Annotated in this window: 18 protein-coding genes; 4 read left to right on the forward strand and 14 right to left on the reverse strand. The window is 60.6% G+C overall.

The window, feature by feature from the left end:
- Positions 1–94 precede the first annotated feature (94 nt).
- From AC4PS6_RS14900 to nadE, 3 genes are all read left to right on the forward strand, one after another.
- Positions 95–985, forward strand: a complete 891-nt coding sequence (locus tag AC4PS6_RS14900) for a LysR family transcriptional regulator (protein ID WP_014716686.1) — start codon at positions 95–97, stop codon at positions 983–985.
- Positions 986–1,192: 207 nt separating this feature from the next.
- Positions 1,193–2,407, forward strand: coding sequence for a nicotinate phosphoribosyltransferase (gene pncB / locus AC4PS6_RS14905; RefSeq protein ID WP_003188094.1), 1,215 nt, complete (start codon positions 1,193–1,195; stop codon positions 2,405–2,407).
- A gap of 3 nt (positions 2,408–2,410) precedes the next feature.
- Complete coding sequence (gene nadE / locus AC4PS6_RS14910; RefSeq protein WP_014716685.1) at positions 2,411–3,238, forward strand: NAD(+) synthase; 828 nt, start codon at positions 2,411–2,413, stop codon at positions 3,236–3,238.
- A gap of 136 nt (positions 3,239–3,374) precedes the next feature.
- On the opposite strand, the gene azu is transcribed toward nadE, so the two are convergent.
- Positions 3,375–3,821, reverse strand: coding sequence for an azurin (gene azu / locus AC4PS6_RS14915; RefSeq protein ID WP_014716684.1), 447 nt, complete (start codon positions 3,819–3,821; stop codon positions 3,375–3,377).
- A 333-nt stretch (positions 3,822–4,154) separates the two neighbouring features.
- On the opposite strand from azu, the gene AC4PS6_RS14920 reads away from it, so the two are divergent.
- Entirely contained in the window at positions 4,155–4,337 is a 183-nt protein-coding gene (locus tag AC4PS6_RS14920; protein ID WP_014716683.1) for a hypothetical protein, read from the forward strand.
- A gap of 131 nt (positions 4,338–4,468) precedes the next feature.
- Here AC4PS6_RS14920 and AC4PS6_RS14925 read toward each other — a convergent pair whose 3' ends face one another.
- The 13 genes from AC4PS6_RS14925 to rpsF all read right to left on the reverse strand — a co-directional run bounded on the left by AC4PS6_RS14925 (position 4,469) and on the right by rpsF (position 20,700).
- On the reverse strand, positions 4,469–5,359 hold the full coding sequence (locus AC4PS6_RS14925) for a transglutaminase family protein (protein ID WP_020301622.1): 891 nt from the start codon (positions 5,357–5,359) through the stop codon (positions 4,469–4,471).
- Positions 5,359–7,845: a circularly permuted type 2 ATP-grasp protein gene (locus AC4PS6_RS14930; RefSeq protein ID WP_336826792.1), complete on the reverse strand. Its 2,487-nt coding sequence runs from the start codon at positions 7,843–7,845 to the stop codon at positions 5,359–5,361. The genes AC4PS6_RS14925 and AC4PS6_RS14930 overlap by 1 nt, the downstream gene beginning before the upstream one ends.
- A gap of 193 nt (positions 7,846–8,038) precedes the next feature.
- On the reverse strand, positions 8,039–11,329 hold the full coding sequence (locus tag AC4PS6_RS14935) for a transglutaminase family protein (protein WP_020301624.1): 3,291 nt from the start codon (positions 11,327–11,329) through the stop codon (positions 8,039–8,041).
- Positions 11,330–11,516: 187 nt separating this feature from the next.
- Positions 11,517–11,966 carry a hypothetical protein gene (locus AC4PS6_RS14940; RefSeq protein ID WP_020301625.1) on the reverse strand — a complete coding sequence of 150 codons (450 nt, stop codon included), beginning with the start codon at positions 11,964–11,966 and terminating at the stop codon, positions 11,517–11,519.
- On the reverse strand, positions 11,963–12,883 hold the full coding sequence (gene ssp4, locus AC4PS6_RS14945) for an Ssp4 family T6SS effector (RefSeq protein WP_014716678.1): 921 nt from the start codon (positions 12,881–12,883) through the stop codon (positions 11,963–11,965). Before ssp4 (AC4PS6_RS14945) ends, AC4PS6_RS14940 begins: the two co-directional genes overlap by 4 nt.
- A 166-nt stretch (positions 12,884–13,049) precedes the next feature.
- Positions 13,050–13,499, reverse strand: coding sequence for a hypothetical protein (locus AC4PS6_RS14950; RefSeq protein WP_014716677.1), 450 nt, complete (start codon positions 13,497–13,499; stop codon positions 13,050–13,052).
- A complete protein-coding gene (gene ssp4, locus AC4PS6_RS14955; RefSeq protein WP_014716676.1) occupies positions 13,496–14,428 on the reverse strand; it encodes an Ssp4 family T6SS effector in 933 nt (310 codons plus the stop codon). Before ssp4 (AC4PS6_RS14955) ends, AC4PS6_RS14950 begins: the two co-directional genes overlap by 4 nt.
- 201 nt (positions 14,429–14,629) lie before the next feature.
- A complete protein-coding gene (locus tag AC4PS6_RS14960; RefSeq protein WP_003188080.1) occupies positions 14,630–16,933 on the reverse strand; it encodes a YgiQ family radical SAM protein in 2,304 nt (767 codons plus the stop codon).
- Between the two features lie 184 nt (positions 16,934–17,117).
- Positions 17,118–18,515 (reverse strand): replicative DNA helicase, encoded by a 1,398-nt coding sequence (gene dnaB / locus AC4PS6_RS14965; RefSeq protein ID WP_003188079.1) that lies wholly within the window; start codon positions 18,513–18,515, stop codon positions 17,118–17,120.
- 110 nt (positions 18,516–18,625) lie between these two features.
- The gene (gene rplI / locus AC4PS6_RS14970) at positions 18,626–19,072 is read right to left on the reverse strand and encodes a 50S ribosomal protein L9 (RefSeq protein WP_003171376.1); all 447 of its coding nucleotides are present in this window, start codon (positions 19,070–19,072) and stop codon (positions 18,626–18,628) included.
- Positions 19,073–19,090: 18 nt separating this feature from the next.
- Positions 19,091–19,984 carry a YybS family protein gene (locus AC4PS6_RS14975; protein ID WP_019818302.1) on the reverse strand — a complete coding sequence of 298 codons (894 nt, stop codon included), beginning with the start codon at positions 19,982–19,984 and terminating at the stop codon, positions 19,091–19,093.
- Positions 19,985–20,020: 36 nt separating this feature from the next.
- Positions 20,021–20,251, reverse strand: coding sequence for a 30S ribosomal protein S18 (rpsR, locus tag AC4PS6_RS14980; protein ID WP_002551829.1), 231 nt, complete (start codon positions 20,249–20,251; stop codon positions 20,021–20,023).
- A 29-nt stretch (positions 20,252–20,280) separates the two neighbouring features.
- On the reverse strand, positions 20,281–20,700 hold the full coding sequence (gene rpsF / locus AC4PS6_RS14985; RefSeq protein ID WP_003188075.1) for a 30S ribosomal protein S6: 420 nt from the start codon (positions 20,698–20,700) through the stop codon (positions 20,281–20,283).
- Positions 20,701–20,850 lie beyond the last annotated feature (150 nt).

Raw genomic sequence — 20,850 nt, forward strand, 5'->3', positions numbered from 1 at the left:
CCCTATTTGTAGCTGGCCCAAGACTTGCCAACAAACGACGATTAGGCGAGATATCATTCCCTTTATTCATGCAAAGAATAAAAAGAGGCATGCCGTGCTGAACAAAAGACATTTGCCCTCGATCACCGCCCTGCAGTGTTTCGAAGCGGCCACCCGCCACCTGAGCTTCACCCGCGCCGCCGAGGAACTGAACCTCACCCAAAGCGCGGTGAGCAAACAAGTAGCGCAGCTGGAAGAACTGTTGCAACACCTGCTGTTTCGCCGCGTGCGCCGCCGCTTGCAGATGACCCCGGCGGGCGACCTGTACCTGGTGGAAGTGCGCAAGATCCTCACCCAGGTGGAAATGTCCACCCACTACCTGCGCTCCTACGGGGGCGAAACCGAAGTGCTGCGCGTGTCCACGCCCTACACCTTCGGAGCACGCTGGCTGGTGCCGCGCCTCAAAGGCTGGCGTTTGCGCCACCCGCAGATCCACCTGGACCTGTGCAACGAACAGGACCCGGACGAGTTACTGCAAGGCAAGGCCGACATGGCGTTCTATTTCGGCCAGGGCGCACGTCCCGGCACCGAGAGCCTGAAACTGTTCAGTGAAGAGCTGGTACCGGTGTGTTCGCCCGACAGCCTGCCCGCCCAGCCTTTCACCGACCCCACGCAACTGAGCGACCTGGTGCTACTGCAAAACGCCTCGCGGCCCCAGGGCTGGCATGACTGGTTCGCCAGCCAGGGCTTCCATACCGAGCACAGCTACCATGGCCCGCGGTTCGACACGTTTTATATGTGTATCCGTGCGGCGCAGGTGGGATGCGGCGTGGCGTTATTGCCGCGCTTTCTGGTGGAGGAGGAATTGGCCGAGGGCAAGTTGGTGATCCCCTGGCAACATGCGATGCCGAGCCAGGATGCTTACTACCTGGCGTATCCTGAGCATTCGGCAGAGGTGCCCAAGGTGCGCGAGTTTGTGAAGTGGATGATGGAGCAGGTGCTTTAGCGCCTGGAGAATCGCCATCGCAGGCAAGCCAGCTCCCACCGTTTGGAATGCACTTCAAATGTGGGAGCTGGCTTGCCTGCGATGGCGCCAGTGGCCTTACTGAAAAAATCACTGGCAAAACCCCACAAGTCTATGCGCCACTAACCCCCTTCCTCAATTGTGCGTAAAGGCCGGCCTCCATCGCCGACCCGTCTGGAGATTCCCGTTATGAGCGAGAGTGTGTTTGCCGATCGCATCGTGCAGAACCTGCTCGACACCGACTTCTACAAGCTGACCATGATGCAGGCGGTGCTGCACAACTACCCGAACGTGGAAGTTGAATGGGAGTTTCGTTGCCGTAACAGCGAAGACCTGCGCCCTTACCTGGCGGAGATTCGTTACCAGATCGAGCGCCTCGCCGAGCTGAGCCTGAGCCCCGATCAACTGGGGTTCCTGGAACGCATCAGCTTTATGAAGCCGGATTTTCTGCGCTTCCTCGGGCTGTTTCGCTTCAACCTGCGGTATGTGCAAACCGGCATCGAGAACGGCGAGTTGTTTATCCGCCTGCGCGGACCGTGGCTGCATGTGATCCTGTTTGAAGTGCCAATGCTGGCCATCGTCAGCGAGGTGCGTAACCGCTACCGCTACCAGACCGTGATCCTCGAGCAGGCCCGCGAGCAGTTGTATCGCAAATTCGACTGGCTGACCGCCAATGCCAGCAGCGATGAGCTGTCGGAGCTGCAAGTGGCGGACTTCGGCACGCGCCGGCGCTTTTCCTACCGGGTGCAAGAGGAAGTGGTCAGCGTGCTCAAGCACGATTTCCCTGGCCGTTTTGTCGGCACCAGCAACGTGCACCTGGCGCGCGAATTCGATATGAAGCCGCTGGGCACCATGGCCCACGAGTGGATCATGGCCCACCAGCAACTCGGCCCACGCCTGATCGACAGCCAGATCGCCGCCCTTGATTGCTGGGTGCGCGAGTACCGTGGCCTGTTGGGTATCGCCCTCACCGATTGCATCACCACCGACGCGTTCCTGGGCGACTTCGACTTGTACTTCGCCAAGCTGTTCGATGGCCTGCGCCATGACTCCGGTGATCCGATCCAGTGGGCAGAAAAAGCCATCGCTCACTACCACAAGCTGGGCATCGAACCGATGAGCAAGACCCTGGTGTTCTCCGACAGTCTGACATTGCCCAAAGCCTTGGAAATATTCCGGGCGTTGCGCGGTCGCATTAATGTGAGCTTTGGCATCGGCACCAACCTGACCTGTGATATTCCAGGGGTGGAACCGATGAGCATCGTGCTTAAAATGACCGCCTGCAATGGCCAGCCCGTCGCAAAAATTTCCGATGAAGCGGGCAAGACCCATTGCACCGACCCGAATTTTGTCGCCTATTTGCGTCACGTTTTCAAAGTACCTGCCCTATCCAGCAAGGAGTGAATCATGCAAGCCGTACAGCGTGAGATTGCACAACAGCTCAAGGTGCAAGCCCCGTTCAAGGACCAGGCCGCACTCGAAGCCGAGGTTGCCCGGCGCGTGGCCTTTATCCAGGACTGCCTGCGCAATTCCGGGCTCAAGACCCTGGTGCTCGGCATCAGTGGTGGTGTCGACTCCCTGACCGCAGGCCTGTTGGCCCAACGTGCGGTGCAGGAACTGCGCGCCAGCACCGGCGATGAGGCGTACCGCTTTATCGCCGTGCGCCTGCCCTACGAAACCCAGTTCGACGAGCACGACGCCCAGGCCTCGGTGGACTTTATCGAGCCGGATGAACGTCACACCGTGAACATCGGCCCGGCGGTTAAAGCCCTGGCCAATGAAGTGGCCGCCTTTGAAGGCAAGGCCGCGGCGTCCCGTGACTTCGTGCTGGGCAACACCAAGGCGCGTATGCGTATGGTGGCGCAGTACACCATCGCCGGCGCGGCCGGTGGGCTGGTGATCGGCACCGACCATGCGGCGGAAGCGGTGATGGGCTTCTACACCAAGTTCGGTGATGGCGCGTGCGATCTGGCACCGTTGAGCGGGCTGGTGAAGCATCAGGTGCGGGCCATTGCCCGTCACTTTGGCGCGCCGGAATCGCTGGTGGAGAAGGTGCCGACCGCCGACCTGGAAGACCTGTCGCCGGGCAAGCCGGACGAGGCGTCACATGGCGTGACCTATGCCGAGATTGATGCGTTCCTGCAGGGAGAGCCGGTGCGTGAGGAGGCGTTCAGGATTATCTGCGAGACCTATCGCAAGACTGAGCACAAGCGGGTGATGCCGTTTGCACCTTGAGGTGAACCTGATCGTTTTGCATTGATTGTCACATCGCCATCGCAGGCAAGCCAGCTCCCACACTTGACCGGATTCCAACATGGGAATGCGGTCGAATGTGGGAGCTGGCTTGCCTGCGATGAACGATAACGCGGTCTTACTTCAGAACCACAGCACCTTTCATCATCGAGATGTGGCCTGGGAACGAGCAGAAGAAGCTGTATTTCTCATCGGCCTTCAGCTTGGAGACGTCGAAGGTCACCGAGTCTTTCTCGCCGGCACCGATGATCTTGGTGTGGGCGATGATGCGCTCATCACCGGCTTTCAGGTAATCCTTGTCGATCCCCGCAGCCATGCCGTCGGTTGCCACCGGTTGCATATTGGCTTCGGTAGTCAGCACCCAGTTATGGCCCATCACGTTCTTGGGCAGGTTACCCGAGTGAGTCAGCTCAACGGTGAACTGCTTGCAGCTCTTGTCGATTTCAATCGCTTTGGTGTTGAACGACATTTGGTCGGTGGAGTCGACAGTGACCTTGCACTCTGCAGCAAGCAACTGGCCGCTCGCCAGAGTCAGCAGGGAAACAGCAACGAGTTTGGCAAACATGTGAATCTCCAAGGCAGGGTTTTAAAAACGCGGATTGCGGTAAGGGTGCCTCAATCAGGCTTGAGTTCTTATGATCTGAATCAACAGATTGTATACAACTTTAGGCTATCAGCTTCATCAACACAATCAACCAGCCAAACTGCCGCACCCTGATTATGATCGGCCCATCACTCACGGGAGTTCATGCCATGCACCTCAATCACCTGTTCAACGGCCTTCTGGCTGCCTACGCCTGCGGTAAGTGAAAGCAAAGGGCCCCCTGAAGCTGCTACCATGACGACCCGAGGCAGCTGCGCGCCGCCCACCCTCACCTTCGACCCTAGAGGATCGCCCATGGCCAAACCTAATTACTCCTTCGCCAAACGTCAGAGAGACTTGGCCAAGGAACAGAAGAAAGAGGAAAAGCTGCAACGCAAGAAAGCCGCTGCAGAGGAAGAAGCCGGCGCGCTGAACCCGGATGCCGAAGGTGAAGCGGCAACTGACGAGACCGAAACCCCGAAAGACCCAGCTGAATGATCGTTCCCACGCTCCGCGTGGGAATGCAGCCCCGGACGCTCCGCGTCCCGCACCAGGCTTGAAGCCAGCGCAAGGGTGACGCAGAGCGTCACAGCAGGCATTCCCACGCAGAGCGTGGGAATGATCGTTTTTCATTCCAGCGGCATCACCGTCACCCGCACCTCCGGGTCGTGGCTGCCTCCCCCCAGAATCACCCCCCGCAATGGCGACACATCAGAAAAGTCCCGGCCCCAGGCCAGGGTGATGTGCTCCAGCGCCGGCTGCACATTGTTGGTCGGGTCAAAATCCACCCAGCCTGATACCGGGCAAAACACCGAAACCCACGCATGGGAAGCATCCGCGCCAATCAGCCGTGGCTGGCCGGGCGGTGGCTGGGTGAGCAGGTAGCCGCTGATATAGCGCGCCGCCAGGCCACGGGAACGCAGGCAGGCAAGCATCAGGTGAGCGAAGTCCTGGCACACGCCGCGACGGCGCTCCAGCACTTCAACCAGTGGCGTGGCGACCTGGGTGGCTTCGGCATCGAAGGTGAATTCGCTGAAGATCTTCTCCATCAATGCCTGCGTGCCCAGCAGTAAAGGCTCGCCGGGCGGGAAGCAGCTTTCGGAGAACTCGACGAAAGTTTTCTTCAGATGGACATAGGGCGACTCGAAGCGATAACGACAGGCTTCGATCAGTTCGGCGCTCAATGCCTGGCTGCTGTAAGTCAGGCTGTCGCGGGTGTGGTCCCAGGGCGGCGACCGCTGGAAGTCCAGAGCGGGTCGCGCCAGCACTTCCACGGTGAGCCCGGCGTTCACTAGCAATTCATCATGGGGCCGTTCGAACGCCAGGCGAGTGATCGGGTTGCCGAATACGTCCAGTTCGTCGCGGCGCGAGGTGGGTTCCGGGCTGATATCCAACTGCTGCCAGGTGCACTTCTGCCAGGCGCACGGCCTTGGCCACAGATGCGCCAGTTGCTGGGCCAGGGACACCGGGCTGTCATAGTGGTAATGGGTATCGTGGAAAATCTGGTAGCGCGCACTCATTACACCGACACCGTTTGCTGGCTGACATCATCCACGTGGGCAAAATGGCGCAGCGCCAGGCGATCCGACACCTGCCCGCTTTCATCGGCCACCGCTTGCAGCAAGTCGGCCAGGCCGTCCAGCGCGGCACGCACGCTGGTTTCGCCAAACAGGCCGTTCTCCAGGCAGCCCAGGTCAAAACGCGCCAGGCACTCGACCAAAGGCACCAGCCCGGTTTCACGGGGCACGCCAAAATCATCATTGAGACGGCGCAGGGTGCGGCTCACCAACTTGAGCTGGAACAGCACCGCATGGGGGTTCTGCTCGTCGAGCAGCAGCAGGTCGAGCACCGGGATCAACTGCGGCACCGCCAGGTAGCGCGAGCGGTAGGTGATGCTGCTGTTGCCCAGCTCCAGCAACCATTCCAGCCCGGCCTGATCGAACACGGCCACGCCACGCAGGAACGCCGCTAGGCTGCTGCTCAGAAACTGCAGACGCTCGATACGCCGGCCCATCATCAAGAAGCGCCAGCCCTCATCGCGGGTCATGTCGTCCAGGGCAAACCCGGACAGTGCCGCCAGGGACATCACCAGGCGGTTGAGAAAGTCGAGCAGCTCGCCAAAGTCTGCAGTGTCGCTTTCCAGTTCCATGGCTTCGCGTTGCAGCTCCACCAGGGCCTGCCAGTTTTCCCGGGACAACTTGCCGCGCACCTGGGACGCCGCCCACTGCAGGCGCTGCAAATTGGCGCGCAGGCTTGAAGGCCAGTCATCACCCAGCAAGGCGGCGAGCAGGCGCTCCGGCAGCTCGCCCTCCTCCGGCAACAGGCGCAGGCTTTCGCCGAGTTCGACGGCGGCCTGCAACGCCAGCGGATCGTCGCCATCGACATACCGCGCCAGTACGATACGCAGCCAGCGCGCACTGTCGTCGCAGCGCTCGCAGTAACGACCGAACCAGAACAGGTTTTCCACCACGCGCGAGGGCAAATAGGGATCGCGGCGCACCAGGTCATAGGCGCCAATGGTGCGTTGGGCGCGCCACTGCTCGCCACCCGGCGCGCGCTCACCGAGCACCCAGGTGTCCTTGCTCGCCCCGCCGCGCTGCATCGACACCACCTCGGCATCGGCGTCGGCCGCCACGCGAGTCAAGCCGCCAGGCAGTACCCGATAACCGTCTTCACTGGCCACGGCGTAGACACGCATGCCGATGGCACGGTGTTGCAAGTGGTCATCCACGGTGTGCCATACCGGTGCCTGAGACAGTTGCGCCAGCTCTTGGGCGACATAGGCATAGGGCCGCGCACGCATGCGTTCGGCCAGGGCCTGGCGCTGTTCGTCGTCAAGGTCGCGACCAAACACCGGGGCGAAACTTTGTGAGGGAAATGCCGGCTTGATCAGCAGTTCCGGGAGTTTTTCCAGGGCTTCGGCAAGCACCGGCGCTTCGCCGCACCACCAGGTGGCAATCGACGGTAGGATCAAGGTTTCACCGAACAAAAATTCGTTGATCTTGGGCAAAAAGCCCAGCAACCCCGGGGACTCCAGCACGCCACTGCCCAAGGCATTGGCCACCAGCACGTTGCCTTGACGCACGGCGTCGAGCAGGCCCGGCACGCCGAGCGCCGAGTCAGTGCGCAGTTCCAGCGGGTCGCAGAAATCATCATCAAGGCGACGCATGATCGCGTGCACCCGGCGCAGGCCGCTGAGGGTTTTCAGGAACACGGTGCTGTCGCGCACGGTGAGGTCGCCGCCCTCTACCAGGGGGTAGCCGAGCTGACGCGCCAGGTACAGGTGTTCGAAATAGCTTTCGTTGAAACGCCCCGGCGTGAGCAGCACGATCAGTGGCGGCTGGTCATCGCCAGGGGCCTGGCGCGCCAGGGTTTCCTGCAGCGTGCGAAAGAAACCGGTGAGGTGCTGCACCTGCATATCCCGGTACAGGTCCGGGAAGGCGCGGGACACGATGGTGCGGTTTTCCAGGGCGTAGCCGGCGCCCGACGGGGCTTGGGTGCGGTCGGCGGTGACCCACCAGCGGCCATCCGGCGTGCGTGCCAGGTCGACCGCGTACAGATGCAGGAACGCACCGTCGGGCGGCTGGATACCCTGGCACGGCCACAGAAAATTGTTATGCCCGAACACCAGTTCGGCGGGCAGCAAGCCTTCCTTGATCAAGCGCTGCGGGCCATACAGGTCGGCCAGTACCGCATTGAGCAGGCGCGCACGCTGGGCGATGCCGGCCGACAGTTGCTGCCACTCCTCGGCCGCCAGCACATGGGGCAACAGGTCCAGCTCCCAGGGGCGGTCGGCGCCCTTGGGATCGGCGTAGACGTTGTAGGTCACGCCGTTTTCCTGGATCTGGCGCGTCAGCAACGCCTGGCGCTGGGCCAGTTGTGCGGGCGTGCTGCGTTGCAGGTGATCGAACAAGCGCCGCCAATGGGCACGCACCGCGCCGCTGGCGTCCAGCAGTTCGTGATAGGTGCCCGCGGTGAGCGGGTAACGGTCGAGCAAGTCGGACATGGAACGCTCGGCAGAGGCAAGGGAAGTCAGGTTAACTCAAATTCACTACGATCCAATGTGGGAGCTGGCTTGTTGTGGCGAGGGAGCTTGCTCCCGCTCGACTGCGCAGCAGTCGCCTGCTATTGGGGGCGCTTCGCACCCCAGCGGGAGCAAGCTCCCTCGCCACAAAAGCCCTCCCACACTTGGATCATGTTCATTCCTTATTTTTTGTGAAACGCCGCAAATCCAGGGTCATTGGCAACTCATCGTTTACCGTTACAGTCGGCACCACAAGCTTGCCCGGGCTATGCCCCAAGCGGAAAAACCGCGCCATGCGCCGGCTCTCCGCCTCATTGGCATTCACCGGCAGGCTGTCGTAATTGCGCCCGCCCGGGTGCGCCACATGGTATTGGCAGCCGCCCAACGAACGCTGCATCCAGGTGTCGAGCAGGTCAAATACCAGCGGCGCATGCACGGGGATGGTCGGTTGCAGGCAGTTGGCCGGTTGCCAGGCGCGGTAACGCACGCCCGCCACGAACTCACCGACGCGGCCGGTCGGTTGCAGCGGCACCGGCACGCCATTGCAGGTCAGCAGGTAACGTTGCGGCGGCAACCCGCTCAACTTCACTTGCAGGCGCTCCAGGGACGAATCCACATAGCGCACCGTGCCACCCACTGCGCCCTCCTCGCCCAGCACATGCCAAGGCTCCAAGGCCTGGCGCAGTTCCAGTTCGATACCGCTGACGGCGTAGTCGCCCACCTTGGGGAAACGAAACTCCAGATGCGCCGCGAACCATTCGGCACGCAGCGGGTAACCAGCCGCGTTCAGCTCGACGATCACGTCGGCAAAGTCCTGCTCGATAAAGTGCGGCAACAGGAAACGGTCATGCAGTTCTGTGCCCCAGCGCGCCAGCTTCGACGGCGCATAGGGCTCGCGCCAGAACCGCGCGACCAGCGCCCGCAGCAACAACTGCTGGGTCAGGCTCATGCGCGCATGGGGCGGCATTTCAAAGGCGCGCAGTTCCAGCAGGCCCAGTCGGCCCGTGGCGCCGTCGGGTGAGTAGAGTTTGTCGATACAGAATTCGGCGCGATGGGTATTACCCGTCACGTCGATCAGCAGGTTGCGCAACAGGCGATCCACCAACCATGGCGGGCACTCCTCGCCCGGTGCCGGCATCTGCGCGAAGGCGATTTCCAGTTCATACAGCGCATCGTTGCGCGCCTCATCCACCCGGGGTGCCTGGGAGGTGGGGCCGATAAACAGGCCGGAGAACAAATAGGACAACGACGGGTGGTTATGCCAGTAGCTGATCAGGCTGCGCAGCAGGTCCGGTCGGCGCAGGAAGGGCGAATCCTTGGGCGTCGCGCCGCCGAGTACGAAGTGGTTACCGCCACCGGTGCCGGTATGGCGCCCGTCGATCATGAACTTCTCGGTGGTCAGGCGGGTTTGCCGTGCCTCTTCGTAGAGGAATTCGGTGCGTTCCACCAACTCGTCCCAGGTGGCGGATGGCTGTACGTTGACCTCAATGACACCGGGATCTGGCGTGACGCGGAAATTGCTCAGGCGCGTATCCGCTGGCGGCTCGTAGCCTTCCAGCAGTACCGGGCAATGCAGCTCTTCGGCGGTGGCCTCAATGGCAGCCACCAGCTCCAGGTAATCCTCGACGCGCTCCAGCGGCGGCATAAACAGGTAGAGGCGCCCTCCCCGTGCTTCGGCGCACAGCGCGGTACGGGTCAGCCAGTCGGCGGACTCGTCGACCTTGGGCACACGCTCATCACCCGGCGCGGGCTCGCCATGGTTTTGCAACTGGGCGCTGGTCGGCAGCTCCGGCTGATCCTGGTTAGGGTCGGTCGGATGCACAAACGGATACTCTGCCGCCGTCACCCAGGGCTGCGAAGCGAGCGGCAGACGATAGCCCAGCGGCGAATCCCCCGGCACCAGGCGGCAATGGTTGTCGCGCAGGTACCAACGCCCACTCTGCCAGCGGTCATTGGCCGCAGTCCGTGCCAGCGGCAGCACTTGGCCGATGATTTTATCCAGGCCCTGGCTGAAGACTTTGCGCAGGCGCTCACGCTCCAGGTCGTCGCTCAGGCGCGGGTCTTGGGCAGTGACGTTCTGGGGCAGCGCCCCTTCGCGCCACAGGTAGTAGAAATTGTCTTCGAACGCCGGGAACACAAAGCGCGCCGGCAGTTTCAGGCGTTCGGCGACGCTGGCCAGGAAACGCCCGGCCATCACCCCATCGGCGCCGTAGTCCTCTTGCTCATCGGCGATCAGCGCGCTGTTGTGCCAGATCGGCACGCCATCGCGGCGCCAATAACAGTTGAGCGACCAACGTGGTAATTGCTCCCCGGGGTACCACTTGCCTTGGCCGAAATGCACCAGGCCCTTGGGCGCATAGTGCTGGCGCAGGCGCTGGAACAGCTCGGCGGACAGGCGACGCTTGTCCGGGCCCAGGGCTGCGGTGTTCCATTCGGCGCCGTCTGGGTCGTCGATAGAGACGAAGGTCGGCTCGCCGCCCATGGTCAGGCGTACGTCGTCCTTGAGCAGGTCGCCGTCGATCTGCCGGCCCAGGGCCTGGATCGCCAACCATTGTTCTTCGGTGTAGGGCTTGGTCACCCGTGGCGCTTCCCAGATGCGCTCCACCGACATCTCATGGGTGAACTCGCATTCGCACGGCTCCACCAACCCGCTGATGGGCGCGGCGGACGATGGATCGGGGCTACAGGCCAACGGGATATGCCCTTCACCCGCGAACAACCCGGACGTGGCATCCAGGCCAATCCAGCCAGCGCCGGGCAAATACACTTCGCACCAGGCGTGCAGGTCGGTGAAGTCCACCTCGGTACCGGACGGGCCGTCGAGGGCTTTGACGTCGGCGGTCAGTTGAATCAGATAACCAGAGACAAATCGCGCCGCCAATCCGAGGTTGCGCAGCAATTGCACCAACAACCAGGCCGAGTCGCGGCAAGAGCCGGATGCGTTTTCCAGGGTAAATTCCGGAGTTTGCACGCCCGGTTCCATGCGAATCAGGTAACCGATATCGGCGGCCAGGCGCTGGTTGAGGCCGACCAGGAAATCCACAGCAGGCAGCGGCGTGCGATCGATACCGGCCAGGTACGCAGCCAACCTTGGCGTCAGCGGCAAGGTTTCCAGATACGGCGCCAGCTCGCGCTGCTCATCGGCGGCGTAGCTGAACGGGATATTTTCGGCGTAGGGCTCGAGGAAAAAATCGAACGGATTGAACACCGCCATCTCGGCGACCAGGTCGACTTCAATGCGCAACTCGTCAGTCTTTTCCGGGAACACCAGGCGCGCCAGGTAATTGCCCTGGGGGTCTTGCTGCCAGTTGATGAAATGCTGCTCGGGCAACACCTTCAACGCGTAGGACAGTATCCGCGTACGGCTATGGGCCGCCGGGCGTAGCCGCACGATCTGCGGGCCGAGTTCAACTGCACGGTCGTAGCGGTAATGCGTAACGTGGTGCAACGCGACATGAATCGACACGGCGGCCTCCTGCGAGCCAGGGCATAAGCACAACGCGCGCAAGACTTATGCCACAGCAGCAGTCATTGCACTAAAACGTCAGGCCCGGTGCAGTACAGCACCAAAACAGCGCCAACGTTGCGGCTATGGTGCAGGCGCTGCACACATTTGTAGCGCCGGGCTGAGTGCAGGTGGTGAATCTACCCAGTTAAGGCGTAGTACGCCTGGTATTCAGGGCTTGGCGCAGTTGACGGATTTGCACAAGTTTTGCCCGCATCTCTCGCTGCCCGCTGCTGTTGAGCACCAGCAGGCCGAACAGCGGGAAAATCAGCGACAGGCTATAGAGAACCCTGTGTGGGTTGTACTGAATCATGGGGAGCACAAACAACAGACAGGCAGCGTAGATGGCGACCATCACCCATGCCCATGAAGGTTTGCCCCGCAGGATCATAAAGTTGCTATGGACCGTCAACAAGATAAGCAATGCACCTGCGACCAGGATCTTGAGCCCGACTTGAGCAAGGGGCGCATCACGAAAATAGGTAACGAAAGCCAGCGCCACTGCAAGTGCCAGCGAAAAGTACGCAGCAAATACGCCGCCCAGAAACGTCAAGAAGTGACGCCTGAAGAAGTCGCGCAGCGTCATCAGCTCACTCATTCGTTTATTTCCTCGTACAAGCCTATCGCAATGGTATTGACGTTCCCAGAGTAGGCGCTGCCTCCGAACCCGACGGTCGCTCCCAGGATATCTTTGATCTGAGTACTGGTGCTTTGCTTGAGTTGCGTCGGGGTGAAACGCTTGGAGAGCTCACCCGATGCCTGCCTGAGCTTGAGCATCTTCGAGGTCAGGCTGGGATCATTGATGCTCAGTAGTTCCTTGGTCAGCTTGGCCCTCTCCTGACGGTTCAAGCCGCGTAGCACTTCCCGCAGGCTCTTGCCCGTCGATGCCTTAGCGACCTTGACCAGCTTGACCGTCGTCAGGGCTGAAGCGCCCACACCGGCCAACGATGCCGCGTCCAGCACAATGGATGCATTCTGGTACCAGCCTTCACTGTCGAGCCAATCGTTTACCTCAGGCTTGGCCACCTCAAGGGTCGTTCGGGCAATGCCATTGAAGCACTGGAGCGAACTCGCGCCTGCGGCCGCGTACCCCACCACCACAATGACTGAGCTCGCGCCGGCACTGAAAGGAACCAGAATAGTACCGCTGGCAATCGCAGCCCAACTGATGACAGCACCCAGGCAAGAGATTCCGGTATTTACGGCCTCGCCGATCAGCCTGGATTCCCGTGGATTGTTTACTACGTGATCAGCGAATTGTGTCGGCGCGATGTATTTCTGCGCCTCGCGCAGGATGACACGCTTTGGCTTGATGCTGCAGATGGGCTTGAATTCGCGCAGAGTGACGATATTAAAATCGGCATCGATATACACCACGCCAGCACCGACAACGCCGGGGTCAGCATCGATCGCCGCAAACAGCCGTGGCAGATTGATCAGGCTCTCGATGCGCTGGCGCGCCATAAATTGAGAGCGGTTGGAATCCATGCCGATGTTGAACAAGGAGTTGCCCATAAGTGTTCTTCCTTGACATTGAAAGTGCCCAGACCGGCCTCATCGCAGGCAAGCCAGCTCCCACACTTGAAATGCATTCCCCTGTGGGAGCTGGCTTGCCTGCGATAGCAATCTGATGGGCGCCACCCTAACAAACAGGCCACCTACCGCCAATAAACCTACCTAATCAACGGGCCTTGCGTTGCGCAATCACCGCCCGACGCAGGTGACGTATTTCAAGTAACCGCTGGCGCATTTCACGATGGCGCTTACTGTTGAGCAGCAGCAAGCCCAGCAGCGGAAACAGCACCGCCGAGCCGTACACCAGGGTATTGAGGCCGTATTGAATCATCGGCAACACGAACAGCAGGCAACACACCAGGTAGCCCGCCACCAGCCGGGTCGCCCAGGGATACCCGCGTGCAATCATCACATTGCCAAACACCAACACTGCCACCAGCACCAGGATTGCAGCCCCGGAGTAGTTGGCCTTGAGCGCCGGCTCAACACCGCGCAAATAGGTCACGCCCGCCGTGGAGACAGCCACCGAACCAGAGAAAATTGCCATGAAGATGGTGCCCATGAACACCGGAAAATAACGCGCAAGGAAACTGCGCCTATCGGGAAACCCCTTCATTCCGTCAGTTCCTCATACAGGCCAATGGCAAGCGTCGATGCCGAGCCAACGTGACCGGTTCGATAGCTGCCCCAGATACCCAACATGCCGCCCAAGGCGTCCTTGAGCTGGGTGAGCGTGGCATGACGAATTTCCGTGGAGCTGTAGCGCTTGGGCAATGTGCCGGCGCGCTGCTGCAACTTGAGCAACTTGGGGGTCAGGCTTGGGTCTTTGAGACTGAGCAATTCCTGGGTCAACTTCTTGCGCTCCTGGCGATTCAAGCCCTTGAGCAATTCATACCAGCTCTTGCCCAACGCAGCGGCTTTTTTGGCCTTGAGTAGCCTTAATGTGGTGAAGGCTCCCGTTCCGATCCCGACCAACGACGCGGCATCGAGAATCGGTGACACCGCGCCATACCACTGGGCGTCGTCCATGCGGTCGTTGGCATCTGGGTCAAGGATCTCGTTATAGGTACGGGCCACGCCAAACCCGCACTGAGCACTGCTGGCCAGCGCCGCTGTGACACCAATACCCACCACAAAAGCACTGGCGCCGGCGGTGAAGGGTACGGCGACGCTGCCACTGAACACCACGATCCAACCGATCACCGCCGCCCCACAGGAAAGCCCCATATCAAAGGCCTCCTTCTGGAGTCGCCCTTCACGGGGGTCGGTCTTCACCTGCTCGACGAACTGCGCCGGCGAGATGTACTTCTGCGCCTCGCGCAAAATGACGCGCTTGGGTTTGATGCTGCAGATGGGCTTGAATTCGCGCAGGGTGATCACGTTGAAGTCGGCGTCGATGTACACCACGCCAGCGCCGACGATGCTGGGGTCGGCGTCAATGACGGCGAACAGCCGCGGCAGGTTGATCTGGCTCTCAATGCGCTGGCGCGCCATGAATTGGGAGCGGTTGGAGTCCATGCCGATGTTGAGCAAGGGGTTGCCCATAGTGTTCTTCCTTGAAATCGAGAGTGCCCAGACCGGCCTCATCGCAGGCAAGCCAGCTCCCACAGGGGAATGCGTTCCAAGTGTGGGAACTGGCTTGCCTGCGACAGCAATCTAATGGGCGCCACCTTACCAAACAGACTCACCACCGACCAGAAAGCAAAACGCCAGCACGAGGCTGGCGTTTTGCATTTCAGGCGTCGATCAACGCGGCACAACCGGCTTGCGCGTAGGCTTGCCGCCCTTGCCCTTGGCCGCATCGCTGCGCTCTTTGGCCGCCTGCTTATTGCGCGCCTGGGCCGCAGCCTTGGCTTGCTCGCGCTTGTCCCACGGGTTGCTGCCGTCGCTGCCACGGGGTGGCAGGCCGGTGTGCTGGGTGAGGATCTTGGTGGTGGTTTCCTTGGCGACCTTATGGCTGCCGGCCGGCGTCGAGTTCTTACGCCGGGCGCTCTGGTAGCTGTCGGTGGACGGCTGGTGCAGCGGGATCAACTGGTCCTTGCCCGACCCGATCAGGTCGGCACGGCCCATGCGGGTCAATGCTTCACGCAGCATTGGCCAGCCCTTCGGGTCGTGGTAACGCAGGAACGCCTTGTGCAGGCGGCGCTGCTCCTCGCTCTTGACGATGGTCACCGCGTCGCTCTTGTAGGTGACCTTGCGCAGCGGGTTTTTGCCCGAGTGGTACATCGCGGTGGCGGTGGCCATCGGCGACGGGTAGAACGCCTGCACCTGGTCGGCACGGAAGCCATTGCCCTTGAGCCACAGGGCCAGGTTCATCATGTCTTCATCGGTGGTGCCGGGGTGGGCGGCGATGAAGTACGGGATCAGGTACTGCTCCTTGCCCGCTTCCTTGGTGTACTTCTCGAACATGCGCTTGAACTTGTCATAGCTGCCAATGCCCGGCTTCATCATCTGGTTGAGCGGACCTTCCTCGGTATGTTCCGGGGCGATCTTGAGGTAGCCACCGACGTGGTGGGTGACCAGCTCTTTGACGTACTCCGGCGACTCGACGGCCAGGTCGTAGCGCAGGCCGGAAGCGATCAGGATCTTCTTCACACCCGGCAACGCACGGGCACTGCGGTACAGCTGGATCAACGACGAGTGGTCGGTGTTCAGGTTCGGGCAGATCCCAGGGAACACGCACGACGGTTTGCGGCACGCGGATTCGATTTCCGGGCTTTTGCAGGCGATGCGGTACATATTCGCCGTCGGGCCGCCGAGGTCGGAGATCACGCCGGTGAAGCCCGGCACTTTGTCGCGGATCTCTTCGATTTCGCGAATGATCGACTCTTCGGAACGGTTCTGGATGATGCGGCCTTCGTGCTCGGTGATCGAGCAGAAGGTGCAGCCGCCGAAGCAGCCACGCATGATGTTCACCGAGAAACGGATCATGTCGTAGGCCGGAATCTTTTCCTTGCCGTATGCCGGGTGCGGCACGCGGGCGTAAGGCATACCGAACACGTAGTCCATTTCTTCGGTAGTCATAGGAATGGGCGGCGGGTTGAACCACACGTCCACTTCTCCGTGCTTCTGCACCAAGGCACGGGCGTTGCCTGGGTTGGTTTCCAGGTGCAACACGCGGTTGGCGTGGGCATAGAGCACCGCGTCGCCGCGGACCTTTTCCACCGATGGCAGGCGGATCACGGTCTTGTCACGGGTCATACGCGGGCTGGCGAGGATCTGCACAACCTTGGCTTCTTCCGGATCGTCGACTGGACCTTTTTCCTGCTCGATGGCGCAGGCCTGGGTGTCTTGGGTATTCACATACGGGTTGATGATCTTGTCGATCTTGCCCGGACGGTCGATGCGCGTGGAGTCCACTTCGTACCAGCCCGCCGGCGTGTCACGGCGAATGAACGCAGTACCGCGCACATCGGTGATGTCTTCGATCTTGTGGCCCCACGACAAGCGCTGGGCAACTTCGACGATGGCCCGCTCGGCGTTGCCGTACAGCAGGATATCGGCGGTGGCGTCGATCAGGATCGAGTTGCGCACGCGGTCTTGCCAGTAGTCGTAGTGGGCGATGCGGCGCAGGGAAGCTTCGATGCCGCCGAGTACGATCGGTACATTCTTGTAGGCTTCCTTGCAACGCTGGCTGTACACCAGGCTTGCACGGTCGGGGCGTTTGCCAGCCATGCCGCCGGGGGTGTAGGCGTCGTCGGAGCGGATTTTCTTGTCGGCGGTGTAGCGGTTGATCATCGAGTCCATGTTGCCGGCCGCGACGCCGAAGAACAGGTTCGGCTCGCCGAGCTTCATGAAGTCGTCTTTGGACTGCCAGTTCGGCTGCGCAATGATCCCGACGCGAAAGCCCTGGGACTCCAGCAGCCGGCCGATGATCGCCATGCCGAACGATGGGTGGTCAACATAGGCATCACCGGTGACGATGATGATGTCGCACGAATCCCAGCCAAGCTGATCCATCTCCTCCCTGCTCATCGGCAGGAATGGCGCAGGACCGAAACATTCGGCCCAGTACTTGGGATAGTCAAATAACGGCTTGGCTGTTTGCATGACGGTGACCGGTGTGAAGATGAAAAATCGCGGGCGCGGAATATAGCACAAATTTTGACCAATTCCGACGGTAGTAGTCGGAATTGTGGTGACCCCATCGCAGGCAAGCCAGCTCCCACAGGAGAACGCATTCCACATGTGGGAGCTGGCTTGCCTGCGATGAGGCCCTTACAAGTGCTTGAAACTACTCGTCGTCGTCGAAGTTGTAGCTACCCGGCGCCAGGTTCTCGAAACGCGTGTACTTGCCGATGAACGCCAACCGGATAAACCCGATCGGGCCGTTCCGCTGTTTGCCGATGATGATTTCGGCAATGCCCTTGTGTTCCGTCTCGGGGTGGTACACCTCGTCGCGGTAAACGAACATGATCACGTCGGCGTCCTGCTCGATCGCTCCGGATTCCCGCAAGTCGGAGTTCACCGGACGCTTGTTGGGACGTTGTTCCAGGGAACGGTTGAGCTGGGACAACGCCACCACCGGGCAGTTGAATTCCTTGGCCAGCGCCTTCAAGGAACGAGAGATTTCAGAAATCTCGTTGGTACGGTTGTCACCACTGGAACCGGGGATCTGCATCAACTGCAGGTAGTCGATCATGATCAGGGCGATGTCGCCATGCTCACGCACCAGGCGCCGGGTACGCGCGCGCATTTCGGACGGGCTGATACCGGCGGTGTCATCGATAAACAGCTTGCGGTCGTTGAGCAGGTTGACCGCCGAGGTCAGGCGCGGCCAGTCGTCATCCTCAAGTTGACCGGAACGCACCTTGGTCTGGTCGATACGGCCAAGAGACGAGAGCATACGCATGATCAGCGATTCACCTGGCATCTCGAGGGAGTACACCAGCACCGCCTTGTCGCTGCGCAGAACGGCGTTTTCCACCAGGTTCATCGCAAAGGTGGTCTTACCCATCGACGGACGGCCGGCGACGATGATCAAGTCGGACGGCTGCAGGCCGCTGGTCTTTTCGTCGAGGTCGGTGTAGCCGGTGGAAATACCGGTAATAGCCGCGTCGGTGTTGAACAGGGTGTCGATGCGGTCGATGGCTTTGGTCAACAGGTCGTTGACGCTGACCGGGCCGCCGGTCTTGGGCCGTGCTTCTGCAATCTGGAAGATCTGCCGCTCGGCTTCGTCAAGGATCTCGGCAGCAGTGCGGCCTTCGGGGTTGAAGGCGCTGTCGGCGATTTCAGTGCTGATGCCGATCAACTGGCGCAGGGTGGCGCGCTCGCGGACGATCTGGGCATAGGCCTTGATGTTGGCGACGGACGGCGTGTTTTTCGCCAGCTCACCGAGGTAGCCCAGGCCACCCACTTGGGAGGTCTGGCCTTCCTTGTCCAACTGCTCGGCCAGGGTTACCACGTCGATCGGTGAGTTCTGGTCGGCCAGCTTGGCGATGGCGCGGAAGATCAGGCGGTGGTCATGACGATAGAAGTCACCGTCCGAGACTTGATCCAGCACGCGTTCCCAGGCGTTGTTGTCCAGCATCAAGCCACCGAGCACGGCCTGTTCGGCCTCGATGGAATGCGGCGGCACCTTCAGGGCAGCGGTTTGCAGATCGTATTGCTCAGGAGCGGAGATTTCGTTCATGGCCACTTGGAATTTGGGGTGTGTAGAAAAACAAAAGGCACGACCTGTAAACAGGATCGTGCCCGATGTTAACCGGCTGGCACGCGAGGTGCCAGTCAGTTAGGTGCGACTTAAGCTGCTACCACGACAACGCGTACGGTGGCTTCAACTTCGGCGTGCAGGTGCACGGCTACGTCGAATTCGCCTACGTTGCGGATGGTGCCGTTCGGCAGACGAACTTCGCTCTTCTGCACTTCAACGCCGGAGGCGGTCAGTGCATCAGCGATGTCGTGGGTGCCGATCGAACCGAACAGCTTGCCTTCGTCACCAGCGGTGGCAGTGATAGTCACTTCCAGCTCAGCCAGTTGGGCAGCGCGAGTTTCGGCCGACGCTTTTTTGTCTGCTGCGGCTTTTTCCAGCTCAGCACGACGCTCTTCAAACGCAGCCAGGTTGGCAGCGGTTGCAGCGGTGGCTTTGCCGTATGGCAGCAGGTAGTTACGACCGTAGCCGGCCTTAACGTTCACTTTGTCGCCCAGGTTGCCCAGGTTGGCGACTTTTTCCAGAAGGATCAGTTGCATGTGAAAATCCTCTAACTTTTAACCTTCACCGTTCGCGTTATCGGCGTCTTTCGACGCCAGACGACCGCGAAAATCAATCAGGCTGTCAACAATGGCCAAGACCACGAGTAACGGATAGATCAGCTGCATGAACAGCAACAGCGTGACGTACAACCCCACCAGCCAGAACCTGGCCAGGCGCTTTCGCGCAACCAGCCCATGAATCAGGGCCAGCCCGGCAAACACCAGCGGTACGCTGCAAATCGGCGCCAGCAAGGCCATCTGTGGGCCGAAGTTCGGCCCGACAACCATGCACGCCAGCAGCAACATCGCCGGCCCCGCTGGGATTCTGATACTGCGAAACTCGCGACCAAAACCACCCGGGTTGTACAACAACGCCTGCCAATAACGCCCAAGAATCAGGCTCAGCACGCTGACGACCTGCAACAAAGCCGCAATCAGGCCAGTCAGGACCGGGGCAATCAGTGACGCAAACCGCGCTCGCTCATCTACCGACAACTGCTGGTAGAGATCCCCGAGGGCCAACGGCAGGATCTTGACGATCTCCTGCGCCAGCGCCTCGATCTGCGGGCGGAAAGCCGCGCCAAGCATCACTGAGTACACCAACCCCAATGCCACGCTGACCAGCAGCGTACGGACCCAGGACTCACTTGCGCGCAAAACCAACGCAAGGCTCGATGACCCCAGCAGTACCAGAAGTACCCGTGGATCACCCATTTGCAGCCACCAGATCAAGGCCGGCAACAAACCCAGGGCAAGAACGCCAAGGGCGTCCTTCAAACCGCGCCGCAGCAGCACAAGGCAACCTGCGGCAGCACCCAACCAATAAAGCAACGGCAATGCCGCACATCCAGCCACTACCAGAGTGGCCTGCACGCGACCGCGCATGATGAACTCAGCTAAGGCGCGCATGCATTCAATCCCTTACTACTTGTCGACTGCCCGGTCTCAGCGGCCGTGGCTGTCGGTGTAGGCCAGCAGGGCCAGGAAGCGGGCGCGCTTGATAGCGGTGGCCAGCTGACGCTGATAACGTGCTTTGGTACCGGTGATACGGCTTGGAACGATTTTGCCGGTCTCGGATACGTAGGCTTTCAGAGTGTTGAGATCTTTGTAATCGATCTCTTTCACGTCTTCAGCGGTGAAGCGGCAGAATTTACGACGACGGAAGAAACGTGCCATTTGATAGGCTCCTTAATAAGGTCCGTGGATTACTCGTCAGCGTTATCGCTGTCGTTCTCTTCGCCTTCAGCGCTTTCAGCGCCTTCGTGCTCAGGACGATCGCGACGCTCACGGCGCTCACTGCGGTTTTCTTCAGCCTTGAGCATCTCGGATTGGCCGGTAACGGCTTCTTCGCGACGGATGACCAGGTTACGGATCACTGCATCGTTGTAGCGGAAGTTGTCTTCCAGCTCGGCCAGGGCCTTGCCAGTGCACTCAACGTTCAGCATCACGTAGTGAGCCTTGTGAACATTGTTGATTGCGTAGGCCAGTTGACGACGGCCCCAATCTTCCAGACGGTGGATTTTGCCGCCGTCTTCTTCGATCAGCTTGGTGTAACGCTCAACCATGCCGCCGACTTGCTCGCTTTGATCCGGGTGGACCAAAAAGATGATTTCGTAATGACGCATGAATGCTCCTTACGGGTTGTAGCCTGCCGCTCAAAAACGGTCAGACAAGGAGTGAATGACACTTATGGATCTTGCCGCAGGGGAGGCACATCGGTGCCTGCCAGGAAGGCAAGGGGCGCAATTGTAGAGAAGGGGGAGAAGCGGCGCAAG

This window comes from Pseudomonas sp. DW-iso17 (genome assembly GCF_058725345.1).